The following is a 17,479-nucleotide window of genomic DNA, read 5'->3' as shown; positions in this document are numbered from 1 at the left end:
CTGGCATGGCGCGAGGAGCGGCTTCCCCGATTTGCACCGTCCGGGGTGCGGGGTATCATGCGCATCGCCATTGCCGGCGGGGGCACCGCGCGGCAAAACGAAAATCCACACGAAAAATCAACCGGCAACGCAGCCGTACCGCTGACAGGGAGAGAACAACATGGCGAATAGCCAGGACAGCATCGACGACGGGAGTTTCCTGCCCAAGTGGCGCCTCAAGACCGAGGGCGTGATCGCGCCCGACGAGCGGCTGCCGGCAGGGCAGACCGTGCTCGCGGGCATCCAGCACGTGGTGGCGATGTTCGGCTCCACGGCCATCGCCCCGATCCTGATGGGATTCCCGCCCAATATCGCCATCCTGTTTTCGGGTATCGGCACCTTGCTGTTCTTCCTGTGCGTGCGCGGCCGCGTGCCGAGCTACCTGGGATCGAGCTTCGCATTTATCGCGGTGGTAATCGCCGCCACCGGATACAGCGGCAGTGGTCCGAACACGAATATCCCCTTGGCGCTGGGCGGCATCATCGCTGCCGGCGCGCTGTACACCGTGATCGGCCTGATCGTGCAGTCGGTGGGCTACGCGTGGGTGGAAAAACTGATGCCGCCCGTGGTGACGGGCGCCATCGTCGCGGCCATCGGCCTGAACCTGGCGCCGGTCGCCGTCAAGGCAGTCAGCGGTGCGCCGCTGGATACCTGGATCGGCCTGCTGACGGTGCTGGCTGTTGGCCTCATTGCGGTGCGTGCACCGGGCATGCTGGGCCGCCTGCCGGTGCTGCTTGGCGGTTTGGGCGGCTACCTGGCGTACTTCGTAGCCACCAATGTGATGGGCATGGGCAAGGCGATCGATTTCTCGGGCGTGATGGCGGCCAACTGGTTCGGCATGCCGGCGTTCACGACGCCGGTGTTCGAGTTGAATGCCATGCTGCTGATCGCCCCGGTGGCGATCGTGCTGGTGGCCGAGAACCTGGGCCATATCAAGGCCATTGGCGTGATGACGGGCCGCAATCTCGATCCGTACATCGGCCGTGCGTTCATCGGCGACGGCGTGGCCACAATGCTGTCGGCCTCTGGCGGCGGTACGGGCGTGACCACCTACGCCGAGAACATGGGCGTGATGGCGGTGACCCGCATCTACTCGACGCTGATCTTCGTGGTGGCCGCGGCGGTGGCCATCCTGCTGGGCTTCTCGCCGAAGTTCGGCGCGCTGATCCTGACGATTCCCGGCCCGGTGATCGGTGGGCTGACGATCGTCGTGTTCGGGCTGATCTCGGCCACGGCCGGCCGGATCTGGGTGCAGAACAACGTCGATTTCTCCAGCTCGCGCAACCTGATCACGGTGGGCGCCACGCTGACCGTGGCGGCGGGCGACCTGACGCTCAAGTTCGGCGGTATGACGCTTGGCGGTATCGGTACCGCCACGTTTGGCGCCATCCTGCTGTATCACCTGCTGGGTAGCCGGCATCCGGAAGACCAGGGCCTGACGCACTGAGGCCCGGGCCAGCGCGGCGGGGCCGAATGGCCCGGCCGCCGGTGCGGGTAAGGTTGGTGCATTACAATGGCCGACGGAAAACCGACACCCCCCCGCACCATGGCCTACAAAACGATTGAAGACACCATCGGCAATACGCCGCTGGTACGACTGCAGCGCATTCCCGGTGCCGCCATCGAAGCGCGCGGCAACGTGATCCTCGGCAAGCTCGAGGGCAACAACCCGGCGGGGTCTGTCAAGGACCGTCCGGCGCTGTCGATGATCCGCCGTGCGGAAGAGCGTGGCCGCATCAAGCCGGGCGACACGCTGATCGAAGCCACGTCGGGCAACACCGGCATTGCGCTGGCCATGACGGCCGCGATCCGCGGCTACCGCATGGTGCTGATCATGCCCGAGGACCTGAGCCTGGAGCGGCGCCAGAGCATGGCCGCGTACGGTGCGGAAATCATCCTGACACCAGTCAAGGGCGGCATGGAATATGCGCGTGACCTGGCCGACGCGATGGAACGCGAAGGCAAGGGCGTGATCCTCGACCAGTTCGCCAATCCCGACAATCCGTTGTCTCACTACGAGACGACCGGACCGGAACTCTGGCGCGACACGGAAGGCCGCATCACCCATTTCGTGTCGGCAATGGGTACCACCGGCACGATTACCGGGGTGTCGCGATTCCTGAAGGAAAAGAACGCAGGCATCCAGATCATCGGCGCCCAGCCGGCCGAGGGTTCGCGCATTCCGGGCATCCGCAAGTGGCCGGAAGCGTACCTGCCGAAGATCTACGATTCGAAGTATGTCGATCGCCAGGAGCCGGTGACGCAGGCCGATGCCGAGCACATGGCACGACGCATGGCGCGCGAGGAAGGTATTTTCTGCGGCATTTCGGCGGCTGGCGCACTGTGCGTGGCACTGCGGATTGCCGAAGAGGTGGAGAACGCGACGATCGTGTTCGTGGTGTGTGATCGCGGCGACCGCTATCTGTCGACCGGCGTGTTCCCGGCCTGAGTTACGCGTCTTCGGCCCCGAACGGGCTCCGAAGCAAAAAACCCCGCGAGACTCTCGCGGGGTTTTTTGTTTTCTGGAAGCGGATGTGGCAGGTCAGCCCATCGCCGCCTTGACTGCTTCGCCCAGTTGGTAGACGGCCAGCGCGTAGAAGAAGCTGCGGTTGTAGCGCGTCAGCACGTAAAAATTGCGCAGGCCGATCATGTACTCCGTGGGCTGATCGGGGGTGGGCAGGTCGACGACGAGCACGCCGGCTTCCCCTTCGCGCTGCACGTCGATCGGCTCGTCCACGCGCAGCCCGGCGCGGGTGAGCTGGTTCAGCGTGCGCGTCGGCCAGGGCTCTCCATCGGCTGCCGCGGTGGCTACACCCAGGCTGCCGGCATCGCCGGCAATGCGCCATGCCACGGGTCGGCCAGGCTCCCAGCCGTGCAGTTGCAGGAATCGCGCGACGCTGCCGATGGCATCGGTGGGGCTGTTGCGCAGGTCCACATGCTTGTCACCGTCGTAGTCGACCGCGTATTCACGCAGGCTGGTCGGCATGAACTGCGGAATGCCGACGGCCCCGGCGTACGAGCCGAGCACCGAGAAGACATCCGTCTTGGTGTCGCGGCACCAGAGCAGGTAGTCGGCAAGCTGGTTACGGAACAGCGTGGTGCGGGCAGCGCGGTTCGGCGTGTCGGGATAGTCGAAGGCCAGCGTGGACAGCGAGTCGATCACGCGGAACGTGCCCATGTCGCGCCCGTAGATAGTTTCCACGCCGATGATGCCCACGATGACCGATGCGGGCACGCCGAACTCGGCTTCCGCGCGGCGCAGTGTTTCGCGGTTCTGTTGCCAGAAGCGGACGCCGGCATTGATGCGGATCGGCTCGATGAAACGCGACCGATACGCGCGCCAGCTTTTCTTTCCTGGCGTGCTGGGCGGCATGATCAGCCGCGACACCGTGGCCGAATACACGGCCTGGCTGAACCACGATTCCAGCTCTGCACGCTGAAAGCCGTTGCGCGCCACCATCTCGTCGATGAATGCACGCGCCTGGGGGTGATTCTGGTAGCGGCCCGGTTCGATTTCCTCTTCCCGGACACTCACGCGGCGACGGCCGGCGGCCAGCAGGCCAGGAGAAACGCCGCACAGGCCCAATGCGGCAGCGGTGAGTGCGGCGCCCAGCAGCGGGCGGCGCAGGGAGCGCTGTTGGTCGGTCATGTTGTCCTTTGCAAGTCGCACCGAGTATAGCGGATGCGATACACGCAACGCCCGCTCCACGGGCATTTGGTTACGAAGTTCCGGCGTCTGAAAACCGGGCACGTCCTGTGCTAACGTAACGTCTGGAGACAAACTTGACCCACAATCGAAAATGCCAACGGGTTATTACACGCATCCGTCGTTCCAGCTGCACGAGATGGGATTTTTCCATCCCGAATGCCCGGAGCGCCTGCAGGCCATTGAAGACCATCTGATTTCGCACGGGATGGACGGCCTGCTCGACCGGCGCGATGCCCCGGCTGCCACCGAGGAACAGATCGAGCGCGTGCACCGGCCCGACTACGTCGCCAGCCTGTCCGGCAACAGCCCGTCCGACGGCTACTTCCAGATCGATCCCGATACGTCCATGAACCGCCACACGCTGACTGCCGCCACCCATGCGGCGGGCGCGGCCGTGGCGGCCACCGATGCAGTGATCGCGGGCCAGATCGAGAACGCGTTCTGTTGCGTGCGTCCGCCCGGCCATCATGCCGAGCCCGACCATGCCATGGGCTTCTGCTTCTTCAACAACGTGGCCATTGCCGCGCGGCATGCCATTGCCGCCCACGGCCTGCAACGCGTGGCGGTGGTCGATTTCGATGTGCATCACGGCAACGGCACCGAGGCGGCCTTCCGCGACGATCCGCAGGTCATGATGTGCAGCTTCTTCCAGCATCCGTTCTATCCGTACAGCGGCACCGAACACCTGGCGCCGAACATGTCCAATATTCCGTTGCCGGCGTACACCAACGGCCTGGCCGTACGCGAGGTGGTGGAAACGATCTGGCTGCCGCGCCTGAACGAGTTCAAGCCGGAGATGCTGTTCATCTCGGCGGGCTTCGATGCCCACCGCGAGGATGATCTGGGTCAGATGGGGCTCGTGGAGCAGGACTACGCGTGGATCACCGAACAACTGGTGCAGGTGGCGCGCACCCACGCGAAAGGGCGCATCGTCAGCTGCCTGGAGGGCGGCTACAACCTCAGCGCGCTGGCGCGGAGCGTGTTTGCCCACCTGAAGGTGCTGATGGAGGCATAAATATGCCTTTTTCGACGCTTTATTGACTTCTATATGACGTCAACGCATAAAGCCATCGAAAAAATCTCGTTTGAGGTATGAAGCGGATCGCATAAAATGCGGGCTTCATAAAAATAAGTACGGCAACAACGCAGGAGACCCCGCGCTGTTGCCGTTTTCTTTTCTCTTTCATGATTGAACTGCAAGGACTGTCGCAGCGGTTCCCCGGTGGGTCGGGGGAAGTGCATGCCCTGCGTGATGTCAGCCTTTCCATTGCCGCTGGCGAGATCTTCGGCATCATCGGGCGCAGCGGCGCGGGCAAGAGCACGCTCGTGCGTGCCATCAACCTGCTGAACCGGCCCACCAGCGGCCGGGTGATCGTCGACGGCCAGGACCTGACTGCGCTGTCCAACGGCGCGCTGCGCGAGGCACGGCGCGAGATCGGCATGATCTTCCAGCACTTCAACCTGCTGTCGTCGCGCACGGTCTACGACAACGTGGCGCTGCCGCTGGAACTGGCCGGCAAGTCGAAGCAGGAGATTGCCTCGACGGTGGAGCCGCTGCTGGAACTGGTTGGTCTGTCGAAACTCCGCGACCGCTATCCGGCGCAGATCAGCGGCGGCCAGAAGCAGCGCGTGGGTATTGCGCGCGCGCTGGCCAGCAAGCCGAAGGTGCTGTTGTCCGACGAAGCGACATCGGCGCTGGACCCCGAGACCACGCGCTCGATCCTTGAGCTGCTCAAGCAGATCAACAAGGAACTGGGCCTGACCATCGTGATGATCACGCACCAGATGGAGGTCATCAAGCAGGTCTGCGACCGCGTGGCGGTGCTGGAAGCCGGCGAAGTCGTGGAAACGGGCCGTGTAATCGATGTGTTCCTGCGGCCTGCGCACGAAGTCACGCGCGCCATGATCGGCGACGTGATTGCGCAGGAGTTGCCGGCCAGCGTGCTCAAGCGCGTGGAAAGCCGCCTGGGCAACGGGCGCGACCACGTCTATCGCCTGGCGTTCACGGGTGACAACGTCGACCAGCCGGTGCTGGCCCAGGCCATCCGCCAGCACGGGCTCGACTTCAATATCCTGCACGGCCATATCGACGAGATCCAGGGCCAGGCATTTGGCTCGCTGGCGATCATGGCCACGGGCGAACCCGCTGCGGTACGCGCCGCGATGGATTACCTGCAGACGCAGGGCGTAGTGGTGGAGGAGATCGAACATGTGGTCTGAAATGTTTGACCTGTTCCTGTCGTCGTTTGGCGAGACGCTGCTGATGGTGGCGATTTCCGGCGTGGTCGGATCGCTGCTCGGCGTGCCGCTGGGCGTGCTGCTGCACCTGACCAATCGCGGCGGCGTGCTGTCGCATCCGCTGTTCAACCGCACGATCGGTGTGGCGGTGAACGCGGTGCGGTCGATTCCGTTCATCATCCTGCTGGTGGTGGTGATTCCGTTCACGCGCTTTATCGTCGGGTCTTCGATCGGCACGACGGCGGCTATCGTGCCGCTGACGATCGCGGCGGTGCCCTTCATCGCGCGCCTGGTGGAAGCCGCGCTGCGCGAGGTCGACAAGGGTCTGGTGGAAGCGGCCCAGTCGATGGGTGCCACCACGAGCCAGATCGTCTGGAAGGTGCTGCTGCCCGAAGCGATGCCCGGCATCGTGGCCGGCCTGACCATCACGTTCGTGAGCCTGGTTGGCTATTCGGCGATGGCCGGTGCCATCGGTGGCGGCGGGCTGGGCGACCTTGGCATCCGCTACGGCTACCAGCGCTACATCACCGAGATCATGGTTGCCGTGGTGGTGATCCTGATCGTGTTTGTCCAGGCAGTGCAAAGCTTTGGCGACTGGCTGGTGCGTCGCATCAGCCATCGGTAATCCAGAAAAATTTCGCAGGGAAACTCAGGGGTACTTCGCAATGCAACGTCGTAGTGTGATCAAGAGCGCCATCGTCGCGCTGGGTTTGGTGGTGTCGGCAGGCGCGTTCGCGCAGGACAAGCCGATCAAGATCGGCGTGACGGGCGGCCCGCACGCCCAGATCATGGAGCAGGTCAAGAAGGTGGCGGCCAAGGATGGCCTGAACATCCAGCTGATCGAATTCAGCGACTACATCCAGCCCAATGCCGCGCTGGCCGCCGGTGACCTGGATGCCAACAGCTACCAGCACCTGCCGTACCTGGAAGCCCAGATCAAGGATCGCGGCTACAAGTTCACGCACGTGGCCTTCACGGTGACGTTCCCGATGGGCGTCTACTCGAAGAAGATCAAGTCGCTCGACCAACTGAAGCAGGGCGCCCGCGTGGGCGTGCCCAACGATCCCACCAACGGTGGCCGCGGCCTGTTGCTGCTGCAATCGAAGGGCGTGATCAAGCTGCGCGCGGATGCCGGCCTGAAGGCCACGCCGCTGGACGTGATCGAGAACCCGAAGAAGATCAAGATCGTGGAACTCGACGCCGCCCAATTGCCGCGCTCGCTGGACGACCTCGATGCCGCCGCGATCAATGGCAACTACGCCGAATCGGCCGGCCTGTCGCCGACGCGCGATGCCATCGCCATGGAAGGCCCGAAGGGCCCGTACGCCAACCTGATCGCAATCCGCGCAGCCGACAAGGACAAGCCGTGGGTGGCCAAGCTGGTGAAGGCGTACCACTCGCCCGAAATCAAGCAGTACGTACAAAGCACTTTTAAGGAATCCGTGATTACCGCTTGGTAATTTCTGGAAGTTTTCATCCAAACCCTGTGCCCGCAGGGCATCCTGCGGCACAATGGGTCTGGATTTTTTGGACAGCCGGCTATGCCCGGCTATTCTTTGTCTATAAAATAGTACGATCGTTCGAAAAACTAAAGCGCCGCCACCCCGGTGGTTATAATGGCGAGCGATTCAAACTTTGGAACTATCAGCTATCAGTGGAGTGAGCGCATGAAAGTATTCGTCGCAGTCAAGCGGGTGGTGGACTACAACGTCAAGGTCCGCGTGAAGTCGGATGGCACGGGCGTCGACCTGGCCAACGTGAAGATGAGCATGAACCCGTTCGACGAAATTGCCGTCGAAGAGGCCGTGCGTCTGAAGGAAGCCGGCGTGGTCACCGAGGTGATCGCCGTGTCGTGCGGCGTGGCCCAGTGCCAGGAAACGCTGCGTACCGCGATGGCCATCGGTGCCGACCGCGGCATCCTGGTGGAATCGAACGAAGACCTGCAGCCGCTGGCCGTGGCCAAGCTGCTGAAGGCGCTGATCGACAAGGAACAGCCGAGCCTGGTGATTCTGGGCAAGCAGGCCATCGACGACGACTCGAACCAGACCGGCCAGATGGTGGCCGCGCTGGCCGGCCTGCCGCAAGCCACGTTCGCCTCGAAGGTGGTTGTGGCCGATGGCAAGGCGTCGGTGACGCGTGAAGTGGATGGCGGTCTGGAAACCCTGTCGGTCAAGCTGCCGGCCGTGGTGACCACCGACCTGCGCCTGAACGAGCCGCGTTACGTCACGCTGCCGAACATCATGAAGGCCAAGAAGAAGCCGCTGGATACCGTCAAGCCGGAAGACCTCGGCGTCGACGTGAAGCCGCGTCTGTCCACCGTCAAGGTTGTCGAGCCTGCCAAGCGCAGCGCCGGCGTGATGGTGCCGGACGTTGCCACGCTGGTGCAAAAGCTGAAGTCGGAAGCCAAGGTTATCTGAGCGCGGGGGAGAAAAGAACATGACTGCACTTGTCATTGCTGAACACGACAATCAATCGATCAAGGCCGCCACGCTGAACGCCGTGACGGCTGCCGCCCAGTGCGGCGGTGACGTCCACGTGCTGGTGGCTGGCTCGAACGCCAAGGCTGCGGCCGACGCCGCCGCGAAGATCGCGGGTGTGGCGAAGGTCCTGCTGGCCGACGCACCGTACTTCGGTGACGGCCTGGCCGAGAACGTGGGTGAGCAGATCCTGGCTATCGCCAACGACTACTCGCACATCGTTGCTCCGGCGACCGCCTCGGGCAAGAACATCCTGCCGCGCGTGGCCGCCAAGCTGGACGTGGCCCAACTGTCGGACATCACCAAGGTCGATTCGCCCGACACGTTCGAGCGTCCGATCTACGCTGGCAACGCCATCGCCACGGTCAAGTCGGAAGACAAGATCAAGGTGATCACGGTGCGTGGCACGGCGTTCGACCCGGCTGCCACCGAAGGTGGTTCGGCTACGGTGGAAACGCTGCCGGCCGTGGCCGACGCGGGCATCTCGCAATTCGTGTCGCGTGAAGTGACCAAGAGCGATCGTCCGGAACTGACCGCCGCCAAGATCATCGTCTCGGGTGGCCGTGGCGTGGGTTCGGGCGAGAACTACACCAAGGTGCTGACCCCGCTGGCCGACAAGCTCGGTGCGGCAATGGGCGCATCGCGCGCGGCAGTCGACGCCGGCTTCGTGCCGAACGACTACCAGGTGGGCCAGACCGGCAAGATCGTGGCACCGCAGCTGTACATCGCCGTCGGTATCTCGGGCGCGATCCAGCACTTGGCCGGCATGAAGGACTCCAAGGTGATCGTCGCCATCAACAAGGACGCTGAAGCCCCGATCTTCTCGGTGGCGGACTACGGCCTGGTGGGTGATCTGAATACCGTGGTGCCTGAGCTGGTGGCCGCACTGGGCTGATGCCCGACCGGCCGGTTCGACGTCGTATTGAACCGGCCGTTGAAAGAAGAACAAGGAAGCCGTTCCGGGTAGATCCCGCGAGCGGCTTTTTTACGAGATCGTGGAGACATACGATGACCTACCGCGCACCGCTCAAGGACATGCTGTTCGTGATGAACGAACTCGCAGGGCTTGAACAGATCAGCCAGTTGCCCGGCTATGAAGAGGCAACGCCCGATACCGCTGAGGCCATTCTGGAGGAGGCCGCCAAGTTCAACGAGCAGGTGGTGGCGCCGCTGAACCGTGCCGGCGACATCCAGCCCAGCAGCTGGAAGGATGGGGTCGTCACGACGACGCCGGGCTTCAAGGACGCTTTCCGCCAGTTTGGCGAGGGTGGCTGGCAGGGCGTGCTGCATCCGTCCGATTTCGGCGGCCAGGGCCTGCCGAAACTGGTGGCCACGCCGTGCAACGAGATGCTGAACACGGCAAACCTGTCGTTCGCGCTGTGCCCGCTGCTGACCGACGGCGCCATCGAGGCGCTGCTGACGGCCGGTACCGATGCGCAGAAGGCATTGTTCCTGCCCAAGCTGATCTCGGGCGAGTGGACTGGCACGATGAACCTGACCGAACCGCAAGCCGGGTCGGATCTGGCCGCGGTGCGCACGCGGGCCGAGCCGCAGGGCGACGGCACGTTCAAGGTCTTCGGCACCAAGATTTTCATCACGTATGGCGAGCACGACATGGCGGACAACATCGTCCACCTGGTGCTGGCCCGTACGCCGAACGCGCCCGAAGGCGTCAAGGGCATCTCGCTGTTCATCGTGCCGAAGTTCCTGGTGAACGCGGACGGCACGCCGGGCGAGCGCAATGACGTGCAGTGCGTGTCGATCGAACACAAGCTCGGCATCAAGGCCAGCCCCACGGCGGTGCTGCAGTTCGGTGACCACGGCGGCGCTATCGGTACGCTGGTGGGCGAGGAGAACCGTGGTCTCGAGTACATGTTCATCATGATGAACTCGGCGCGCTTCTCGGTGGGCATGCAGGGCATCGCCGTGTCCGAGCGCGCGTATCAGCAGGCTGTGGCGTACGCGAAGGACCGCGTGCAAAGCCGCCCGGTCGATGGGTCGGCGCGCGAAGCCGTGACGATCATCCATCATCCGGACATCAAGCGCATGCTGATGACGATGCGTGCGCTGATCGAAGGCGCCCGCAGCGTGGCGTACGTGGCGGCCGCGGCCAGCGACGTGGCACACCAGCATCCGGACGAAGCCACGCGCCGCCAGAACATGGCGCTCTACGAATTCCTGGTGCCGGTGGTGAAGGGCTGGAGCACCGAGCTGTCGATCGACGTCACGAGCCTGGGCGTGCAGGTGCACGGCGGTATGGGCTTCATCGAGGAAACCGGTGCCGCGCAGCACTATCGCGACGCCCGCATCCTGCCGATCTACGAAGGCACGACCGCGATCCAGGCCAACGACCTCGTGGGTCGCAAGACCGTACGGGACGGCGGCGCCGTGGCCCGCGCGATCTGCGCGCAGATCGCCGAGACCGAGGCCGCGCTGGGCCAGCATGGCGGCGCGGCATTTACGGCCGTGCAGGCGCAACTGAAGCAGGGTCGCGAGGCGCTGGACGCGGTGGTCAAGTTCGTGGTGGAAAACACCAAGGCCGATCCGAACGCCGTGTTCGCGGGCAGCGTGCCGTACCTGAAGCTGTGCGGCATCGTGTTCTCGGGCTGGCAGTTGGGTCGCGCGATGCTGGCGGCTGATGCGAAGCGTGCGGAAGATCCGGCGTTCTACGACGCCAAGATCGCCACCGCGCATTTCTTCAGCCAGCACATCCTGTCGCAGGCTTCGTCACTGCGCGCGGCGATCGTGGAAGGTGCGGCGCCGGTGAATGCGCTGACGGCCGAGCAGTTTTAAGCTGCGTTCGGTTTGCTCCCCTCTCCCGCATGTGGGAGAGGGGAGCTTAAACCAAGGGGAATGAATTCAAGCCGGCATCGGCCGCGGCATGTGGTGCGCGCGCGGCTGCTTGCGATAGCGATCCACCGACAGGTCGTCGGCGCGGATCGCCGGGCGCGTGCCCGACACCAGATCCGACAGCAACTGGCCCGAACCGCAGGCCATCGTCCAGCCCAGCGTGCCATGGCCGGTGTTGAGCCACAGGCCGCGAATGCCGGCCGGGCCCACCACGGGTGTGCCGTCCGGCGTCATCGGACGCAGGCCGGTCCAGAACGTGGCGCGGCTGACATCGCCGGCACCCGGGAACAGGTCGGTGACCACGTGCTCCAGCGTGCGACGCTTGTTCGGATCGAGCGAGCGGTCATACCCGACGATCTGCGCCATGCCGCCCACGCGGATGCGGTCGTCGAAGCGCGTGATGGCCACCTTGTAGGTTTCGTCGAGCACCGTCGATACCGGACTCTTGTCGGCATCGACCAGCGGCACCGTGATCGAGAATCCCTTTAGCGGATAGACCGGCAGGTTCGACAGGCCCGGAAGCACGTGCTTCACGAACGGCGTGGACCAGCTACCCAGCGCCACCACCACGGCATCGGCCATCATCGGCCGGCCGTCGACCAGCGCGCCGGTCACGGCGTCGCCCTGGGTCAGCAAGCCATCGATCGACCGGTTATAGAGAAACTCCACGCCATTCGACTCGGCCATGGCTGCCAGCCGTCTTGTGAACAGCTGGCAATCCCCGGTTTCGTCGTTCGGCAGGCGCAAGCCGCCAGCCAGCTTCTGGCCGGCAGCGGCAAGCGCCGGTTCGCTCGCGCCGAGTTCGTCGCGCGAGAGCAATTCGTAAGGCACGCCGGCTTCTTGCAGCACGGCGATGTCGCGCGCGGCGGCTTCCATCTGCGCATCGGTACGGAACACCTGCAGCGTGCCTTGCTGGCGGCCTTCGTAGGCAATGCCGGTTTCGGCGCGCAGTGCACGGATGCAATCGCGGCTGTACTCGGCCAGCCGCACCATGCGTTCCTTGTTCTCGGCGTAGCGCGCGGGGGTGCAGTTACGCAGCATCTGCCACATCCACTGCAGCTGGAACAGCGTGCCATCGGGTTTGATGCTCAGCGGCGCATGTTCCTGGAACATCCACTTAATGGCCTTCAGCGGCACGCCCGGAGCGGCCCACGGCGATGCATAGCCCGGCGAGATCTGGCCGGCATTGGCAAAGCTGGTGCCCAGCGCGGGGCCGCCCTCGCGGTCCACCACGGTCACTTCATGACCTGCCCGGGCCAGATACCACGCACTGGTGACGCCAATCACGCCACTGCCAAGGATGAGAACGCGCATTTTTCGGGGGCTCCGTACTGCAAGAAAGGGCTATGGGAGAATTCGCTTCTATACTATTGACTTCAATGCAGTCATAGTTCGCGAATTTCGTACGGAAACAGGAAAAATTCATGAGAACAAGTCGTCAGCCGGTACGCGCGCTGGATCGCCTCGATCGCAAGATCCTTTCGGTGCTGCAGGGCGATGGGCGGATATCGATGAAAGACCTGGCGGAGTCCGTCGGGCTGACCATCACGCCGTGTATCGAGCGCGTGAAACGGCTGGAGCGGGACGGCGTGATCATGGGGTATTACGCGCGGCTCAATCCGGCGCTGCTGGGTAGCGCGCTGCTGGTGTTCGTGGAGATTTCGCTGGGCAACAAGTCGGGCAACATGTTCGAGCAGTTCCGGCGTGAAGTACTGCGAATTCCGGAAGTGCTGGAATGCCATCTGGTGTCGGGCGATTTCGACTACCTGATCAAGGCACGCATCCGCGAGATTGGCGAGTACCGGCGGCTGCTTGGCGACATCCTGCTGCAGTTGCCGGGCGCCGCGCAGTCGAAGAGCTACGTTGTCATGGAAGAAATCAAGGAAACGCTGGCTATCGCGGTGGATGCCAAGGAGAGCGGCGTGTCCGGGGTGTGAAAACAGGTTGGGGCAGGTGGTGCCGATACTGTATATTTATACAGTATTCGAATCGCCCCCCCCACGCCGACACCAACCATGCCCCCGATCCCCACGCAGCCCAGAAAGGGCCGCGGCGCCGTCAGCAACCTGCAGGGCCGCTTCGAGCGCGACCAGCGGGATACCTTCGATGACGGCTGGGTCGAGCCGGTCGACGCCCGGACCACCGATGACGAAGCCCTGCCGCCGAAGCTCGTCACGCGGGTCAGTATCGAGCAGGCCAGGTCGATCCTGACACGCAACGCATCGCCGGACATTCCGTTCGACACCTCGCTGAATCCTTACCGGGGATGCGAACACGGATGCATTTATTGCTTCGCACGCCCCACCCACGCGTATCTGGACCTGTCGCCCGGGCTCGACTTCGAGACCCGGCTCTTCGCGAAGACCAATGCCGCGCAGCGGCTGCGCGAGGAGCTGTCCCGGCCGTCGTATCGTTGCGAAACGATCGCACTGGGCGTCAACACCGACGCCTACCAGCCGATCGAGCGCGAGCAGCGGGTGACGCGTGGCGTTCTGGAAGTACTGCACGAGACTGATCATCCGGTGGCGCTGATCACCAAGTCGTCGCTGATCGAGCGCGATATCGATCTGCTGGCGCCCATGGCGGCCAAGCGGCTGGCTGTGGCGGCCGTCACCATCACCACACTCGATAGCGAGGTGGCGCGCACGCTGGAGCCGCGCGCGGCCACGCCGTCACGCCGGCTGCGCACGATCCGGGAACTGACCGATGCCGGCATCCCGGTTGGTGTCAGCGTGGCGCCGGTCATCCCATTCATCACGGAACCCGATCTGGAGAGAATCCTGGAGGCTGCGCATGAGGCCGGCGCGGTCTATGCGAACTACATCGTGCTGCGCCTGCCTTGGGAAGTGCGCCCGCTGTTCCAGGAATGGTTGCAGGCGCATTTTCCCGACCGTGCCGAGCGGGTGATGAATCGCGTACGCGAGATGCGGGGCGGCAAGGACTACGACGCCGATTTCGCTTCGCGCATGCGTGGCACGGGAATCTGGGCCGATCTGATCCGGCAGCGCTTCTACAAGGCCGCCGATCGTCTCGGATTTCGCTATAACCGCTTCGAACTCGATAGCTCGCGGTTCAGGCCGCCGCCCAGGCCAACGCGGCCCGGTGGGGGCGAGGACAAGCAGGGCTCGCTTTTCTGAGTTTCCTTGCGGGCGGTTGCGGGTGATTCGAGGCTGTCGTCGATCATGCGGCACGCCAGTTCCAGTGCCGCTCTGGCGCTGTGCGGCGGCAGGCCAGACGACATGGCCAACCGCACGGCGATCGCCGCCAGGCGTCCTTCCTCGTAGCTTGGATGTTCCATCTGCCCTCCTGTGCGTGACGCCGGAACGCGGTCCCGACGTCGAACCTGAACCTAAGCAGTATGGGTGATCCGCGCCGGCGCAGGGCGATGGTTACGAACTTGTCACGGCAGTGTCAGCGAAGCGCCGCTTACTCTTGCGAAAGGGCCTTGGCCGCCTCCACCTGCGATTCGAAAAAGGTCTGGAAGCTGATGGCCAGGCCAGCCATCAACAGGCCTGTGCCGATCATCAGCGACAGGATCACGAGGATCACGACCGGCCAGCCCGAACGTGTGGGCTTGCCGTGTGCGTTGTAGCGGGCGTCCCATTTGTCGTCGGGACGCAGGCCGAACACGATGGCGGTCAGGAAGGCGCTGATGAGCGATATACCGCCCGCGACCGCGAAGACCCAGTTCATCGGCGTACTGCCCGCGCCAAGGATCAGTGACGTCACGCCGATGGCGCCGGCCGCGGTGGCCAGCAGATGCGCCCAGCCGAACAGGTCGCGCAAGCCCTTCAGGTAGAAGCGGTGCGCGCCCAGGCTGCCCAGCAGGAATGCCAGCGCGACGGTGATCAGCTTGGATTTTCCGCCGGAGATGGCGGGCGGGCGATTGGCGTCGCGGGCAATGGCGGGGGCTTGGCTGGCTGCAGGCATTTTGGGCAAGGCGTTGGCGAAACGGAAAAACCCGGGGATGCCGGCGGCATCGGCGCCCATTGTAGCGTCAGGACGGCCAGATCGAAGCCAGTACGCCAGAAGCCAGGTCGGCGATATGCGTCTCGCTGTACAGCACCAGCGTCAGCAGCAGCATGAACAGCAGCGACAACGACAACTGGCCCGCATGCCGGGCCAGGTCGTGAAGAAGGGGAGACATGATGAACCTCGACAAGTCGTTCTTGTGGAGGCCGCGCCCGGCCTTCGGGCCCAGGCAGTGGGTGCCGGACAGAGGCAGGTCAGTTGGATTGCCGTCTGCGCAACAGCGGCACGCTGGACGTTCCCGGACAGCGCCGGGCGGCAGCCTGTGCGGCGTTTTCTGGCACGCACGTCTAGAGTGACAATGGAAAACGGCCGGAAGTTCCGGCCGTCTGGTTTATGGTGCGGGCGTGTGCGTCAGCGTCCGCCGTCACGGCCACGCGCCTGCCAGCCGGGGCCAACGTTGGTGGGGCGCATTTCGGCGCCGCGCATCTGCGTTTCGCCGCCGTTGTTGCGATCCGGGCCACCAGGCTGGCGTACCGCGCGGTCGTCCGGCGCGCCGCCGGGCCCTTGCGGACGCCCGCTGAGCCGGTCGTCGTTGCGCGCCCGCTGCTCCATGCGATCGATCTGGGCCTGCACGTGATCGCGATTCTCGGAGCGGACGGCCGCCATATCCCAGCCGGCGCCCACACGGCCCATCCGGACCGGATGGTCAGCAAAGGCGCGCTGCCAGAAGGCAACTTGTGCGTGGCTGGTGGCAACGGTGCCAACCAGGCCGATGACGGCCACGGTACCAGCCACCAGATGGCGCAGGTGGGGGCGGGTAAGCATGTGCAATCCCAAAGTCCTGTAGTAGCAGGTGATGAGTCAGACGTTGGGTTCATGGTACGCAGGGAGGCTGCGGGGGCCTATTCGAAACCCGTTACCGGTGTAACGGATTGTTTCGTCATTTTTGCCAGCTTTGACGCGTCGGCCGTGGTTCCGCCCGTGGCTGGCTCTGGCGGCGCCCGGGCGGCCTTGCCAAGGCGCGGTCGGGTACCAGTTTGCGGTTTTCGCCACGATGCTACGGCTCCGGTGTTGCGTCAACGGCGCTCCGGGAGCGCGGATCAGTGCACGGAATCCCTAAGTGTTTGTTTGGACTTGGGAAGTGGGCTATACTCTTGCGTTTCGTGTTCGCACACCCCCGTTTTTCTGAGGACTTAACATGGTCGTAATCCGTCTGGCTCGCGGCGGCAGCAAGAAGCGCCCGTTCTTCAACATCGTCGCTACCGATTCGCGCAACCGTCGCGATGGCCGTTTCATCGAGCGCGTTGGTTTCTACAACCCGCTGGCTACCGACAAGGAAGAAGGCCTGCGCGTAGTGGCAGACCGTCTGGCCTACTGGCAAGGCGTTGGCGCCCAACTGTCGCCGACCGTTGCCCGCCTGGTCAAGCAAGCCGCCGCCAAGGTTGCTGCCTGATAGTGGTTCGGGCGTGCCCTTGACGGGCGCGCCGATGCGTAACGACATTCCGCCAACGTGACTGGCAACGCCACCGGCCGCAAGCCGCTGAACCTGTCGCCTGCCGCCACGCAAGATGGCGCCGCCGGCCGGCAGGCAAAGCTGCCTGCCTCGCTGCTTACGGACACCCTGCCCGACGATCTCGTCGAAGTGGGTTACGTGGGTGCGGCGTATGGCATCCGTGGCTGGATCAAGGTCCAGCCGCATGCGGACGACGCCTCTGCATTGCTCCATGCCCGCCGTTGGTGGCTGCTGCGTGCACCGGCCGTTGGCGTGGTGTCGGCGCCTGCGCAGGCGGCGGAAGCCGTCAGCGTCAAGATTTCCCAGTCGCGGGAGCATAGCGGAACCGTGGTGGCGCAAGCCACCGGCGTTTCGGACCGCAATGTGGCCGAGATGCTCAAGGGTCGTCGCGTCTGGATCCGGCGTGCGGATTTTCCCGCGCCGGAAGAAGGTGAGTTTTACTGGGTCGACCTGATCGGTTGTGCCGTGGTCAACGAGCAGGGCGAAACGCTCGGCGAGGTGACCGGCCTGATCGACAACGGTGCCCACCAGCTCCTGCAGGTGGCTTACGAGCTGCCGGATGGCAAGGCCGCGGAGCGGCTGATTCCGTTTGTCGATGCATTCCTGCGCACGGTGGATATACAGAGCCGGCGCATCGTGGTCGACTGGGGACTGGACTACTGAAGTTCCTGAATTGCCGTC

Annotated in this window: 18 protein-coding genes; 13 read left to right on the top strand and 5 right to left on the bottom strand. The window is 64.3% G+C overall.

The annotated features are described in order from the left end of the window. The first annotated feature begins 160 nt into the window (after positions 1–160). The gene (locus MFF62_RS04150; protein WP_238260490.1) at positions 161–1,486 is read left to right on the top strand and encodes a solute carrier family 23 protein; all 1,326 of its coding nucleotides are present in this window, start codon (positions 161–163) and stop codon (positions 1,484–1,486) included. A gap of 99 nt (positions 1,487–1,585) precedes the next feature. After that, complete coding sequence (cysM, locus tag MFF62_RS04145) at positions 1,586–2,488, top strand: cysteine synthase CysM (RefSeq protein ID WP_238260489.1); 903 nt, start codon at positions 1,586–1,588, stop codon at positions 2,486–2,488. Between the two features lie 93 nt (positions 2,489–2,581). Here the strand turns inward: cysM and mltB are convergent, their stop codons facing one another. Further along, complete coding sequence (mltB, locus tag MFF62_RS04140) at positions 2,582–3,688, bottom strand: lytic murein transglycosylase B (RefSeq protein ID WP_238260488.1); 1,107 nt, start codon at positions 3,686–3,688, stop codon at positions 2,582–2,584. A 151-nt stretch (positions 3,689–3,839) separates the two neighbouring features. Between mltB and MFF62_RS04135 the strand changes: the two genes are divergently transcribed. The 7 genes from MFF62_RS04135 (at position 3,840) to MFF62_RS04105 (ending at position 11,256) form a co-directional block, all read left to right on the top strand. Beyond that, the gene (locus tag MFF62_RS04135) at positions 3,840–4,763 is read left to right on the top strand and encodes a histone deacetylase family protein (protein WP_238260487.1); all 924 of its coding nucleotides are present in this window, start codon (positions 3,840–3,842) and stop codon (positions 4,761–4,763) included. A gap of 170 nt (positions 4,764–4,933) precedes the next feature. After that, positions 4,934–5,968, top strand: coding sequence for a methionine ABC transporter ATP-binding protein (locus MFF62_RS04130; RefSeq protein ID WP_238260485.1), 1,035 nt, complete (start codon positions 4,934–4,936; stop codon positions 5,966–5,968). Beyond that, on the top strand, positions 5,958–6,611 hold the full coding sequence (locus tag MFF62_RS04125) for a methionine ABC transporter permease (RefSeq protein ID WP_238260483.1): 654 nt from the start codon (positions 5,958–5,960) through the stop codon (positions 6,609–6,611). Before MFF62_RS04130 ends, MFF62_RS04125 begins: the two co-directional genes overlap by 11 nt. A gap of 40 nt (positions 6,612–6,651) precedes the next feature. Continuing rightward, entirely contained in the window at positions 6,652–7,446 is a 795-nt protein-coding gene (locus MFF62_RS04120; RefSeq protein ID WP_238260481.1) for a MetQ/NlpA family ABC transporter substrate-binding protein, read from the top strand. Positions 7,447–7,653: 207 nt separating this feature from the next. Beyond that, the gene (locus MFF62_RS04115; protein ID WP_238260479.1) at positions 7,654–8,403 is read left to right on the top strand and encodes an electron transfer flavoprotein subunit beta/FixA family protein; all 750 of its coding nucleotides are present in this window, start codon (positions 7,654–7,656) and stop codon (positions 8,401–8,403) included. Between the two features lie 19 nt (positions 8,404–8,422). Beyond that, the gene (locus tag MFF62_RS04110) at positions 8,423–9,358 is read left to right on the top strand and encodes an electron transfer flavoprotein subunit alpha/FixB family protein (protein ID WP_238260477.1); all 936 of its coding nucleotides are present in this window, start codon (positions 8,423–8,425) and stop codon (positions 9,356–9,358) included. Positions 9,359–9,471: 113 nt separating this feature from the next. Then, positions 9,472–11,256, top strand: coding sequence for an acyl-CoA dehydrogenase (locus tag MFF62_RS04105; RefSeq protein ID WP_238260475.1), 1,785 nt, complete (start codon positions 9,472–9,474; stop codon positions 11,254–11,256). 66 nt (positions 11,257–11,322) lie between these two features. Here MFF62_RS04105 and MFF62_RS04100 read toward each other — a convergent pair whose 3' ends face one another. After that, positions 11,323–12,627 carry a D-amino acid dehydrogenase gene (locus MFF62_RS04100; RefSeq protein WP_238260473.1) on the bottom strand — a complete coding sequence of 435 codons (1,305 nt, stop codon included), beginning with the start codon at positions 12,625–12,627 and terminating at the stop codon, positions 11,323–11,325. Between the two features lie 110 nt (positions 12,628–12,737). On the opposite strand from MFF62_RS04100, the gene MFF62_RS04095 reads away from it, so the two are divergent. Continuing rightward, entirely contained in the window at positions 12,738–13,250 is a 513-nt protein-coding gene (locus MFF62_RS04095; RefSeq protein ID WP_238260471.1) for an Lrp/AsnC ligand binding domain-containing protein, read from the top strand. A gap of 78 nt (positions 13,251–13,328) precedes the next feature. After that, the gene (locus tag MFF62_RS04090; RefSeq protein WP_238260469.1) at positions 13,329–14,450 is read left to right on the top strand and encodes a PA0069 family radical SAM protein; all 1,122 of its coding nucleotides are present in this window, start codon (positions 13,329–13,331) and stop codon (positions 14,448–14,450) included. A 289-nt stretch (positions 14,451–14,739) separates the two neighbouring features. Here MFF62_RS04090 and MFF62_RS04085 read toward each other — a convergent pair whose 3' ends face one another. From MFF62_RS04085 to MFF62_RS04075, 3 genes are all read right to left on the bottom strand, one after another. Then, the gene (locus MFF62_RS04085) at positions 14,740–15,243 is read right to left on the bottom strand and encodes a TM2 domain-containing protein (protein ID WP_238260467.1); all 504 of its coding nucleotides are present in this window, start codon (positions 15,241–15,243) and stop codon (positions 14,740–14,742) included. A 67-nt stretch (positions 15,244–15,310) separates the two neighbouring features. Continuing rightward, positions 15,311–15,460 (bottom strand): hypothetical protein, encoded by a 150-nt coding sequence (locus tag MFF62_RS04080; RefSeq protein ID WP_238260465.1) that lies wholly within the window; start codon positions 15,458–15,460, stop codon positions 15,311–15,313. Positions 15,461–15,696: 236 nt separating this feature from the next. Next, positions 15,697–16,110: a hypothetical protein gene (locus MFF62_RS04075; RefSeq protein WP_238260463.1), complete on the bottom strand. Its 414-nt coding sequence runs from the start codon at positions 16,108–16,110 to the stop codon at positions 15,697–15,699. A 373-nt stretch (positions 16,111–16,483) separates the two neighbouring features. On the opposite strand from MFF62_RS04075, the gene rpsP reads away from it, so the two are divergent. Both rpsP and rimM read left to right on the top strand, forming a co-directional pair. Then, positions 16,484–16,738, top strand: a complete 255-nt coding sequence (gene rpsP, locus MFF62_RS04070) for a 30S ribosomal protein S16 (protein ID WP_238260461.1) — start codon at positions 16,484–16,486, stop codon at positions 16,736–16,738. A 57-nt stretch (positions 16,739–16,795) separates the two neighbouring features. Then, positions 16,796–17,461 (top strand): ribosome maturation factor RimM, encoded by a 666-nt coding sequence (rimM, locus tag MFF62_RS04065; protein WP_238260459.1) that lies wholly within the window; start codon positions 16,796–16,798, stop codon positions 17,459–17,461. Positions 17,462–17,479 lie beyond the last annotated feature (18 nt).

It is taken from the genome of Cupriavidus pauculus, from assembly GCF_022179805.1.
Classification (GTDB): domain Bacteria; phylum Pseudomonadota; class Gammaproteobacteria; order Burkholderiales; family Burkholderiaceae; genus Cupriavidus; species Cupriavidus pauculus_E.
This window is presented reverse-complemented; position numbering and strand designations above follow the sequence as displayed.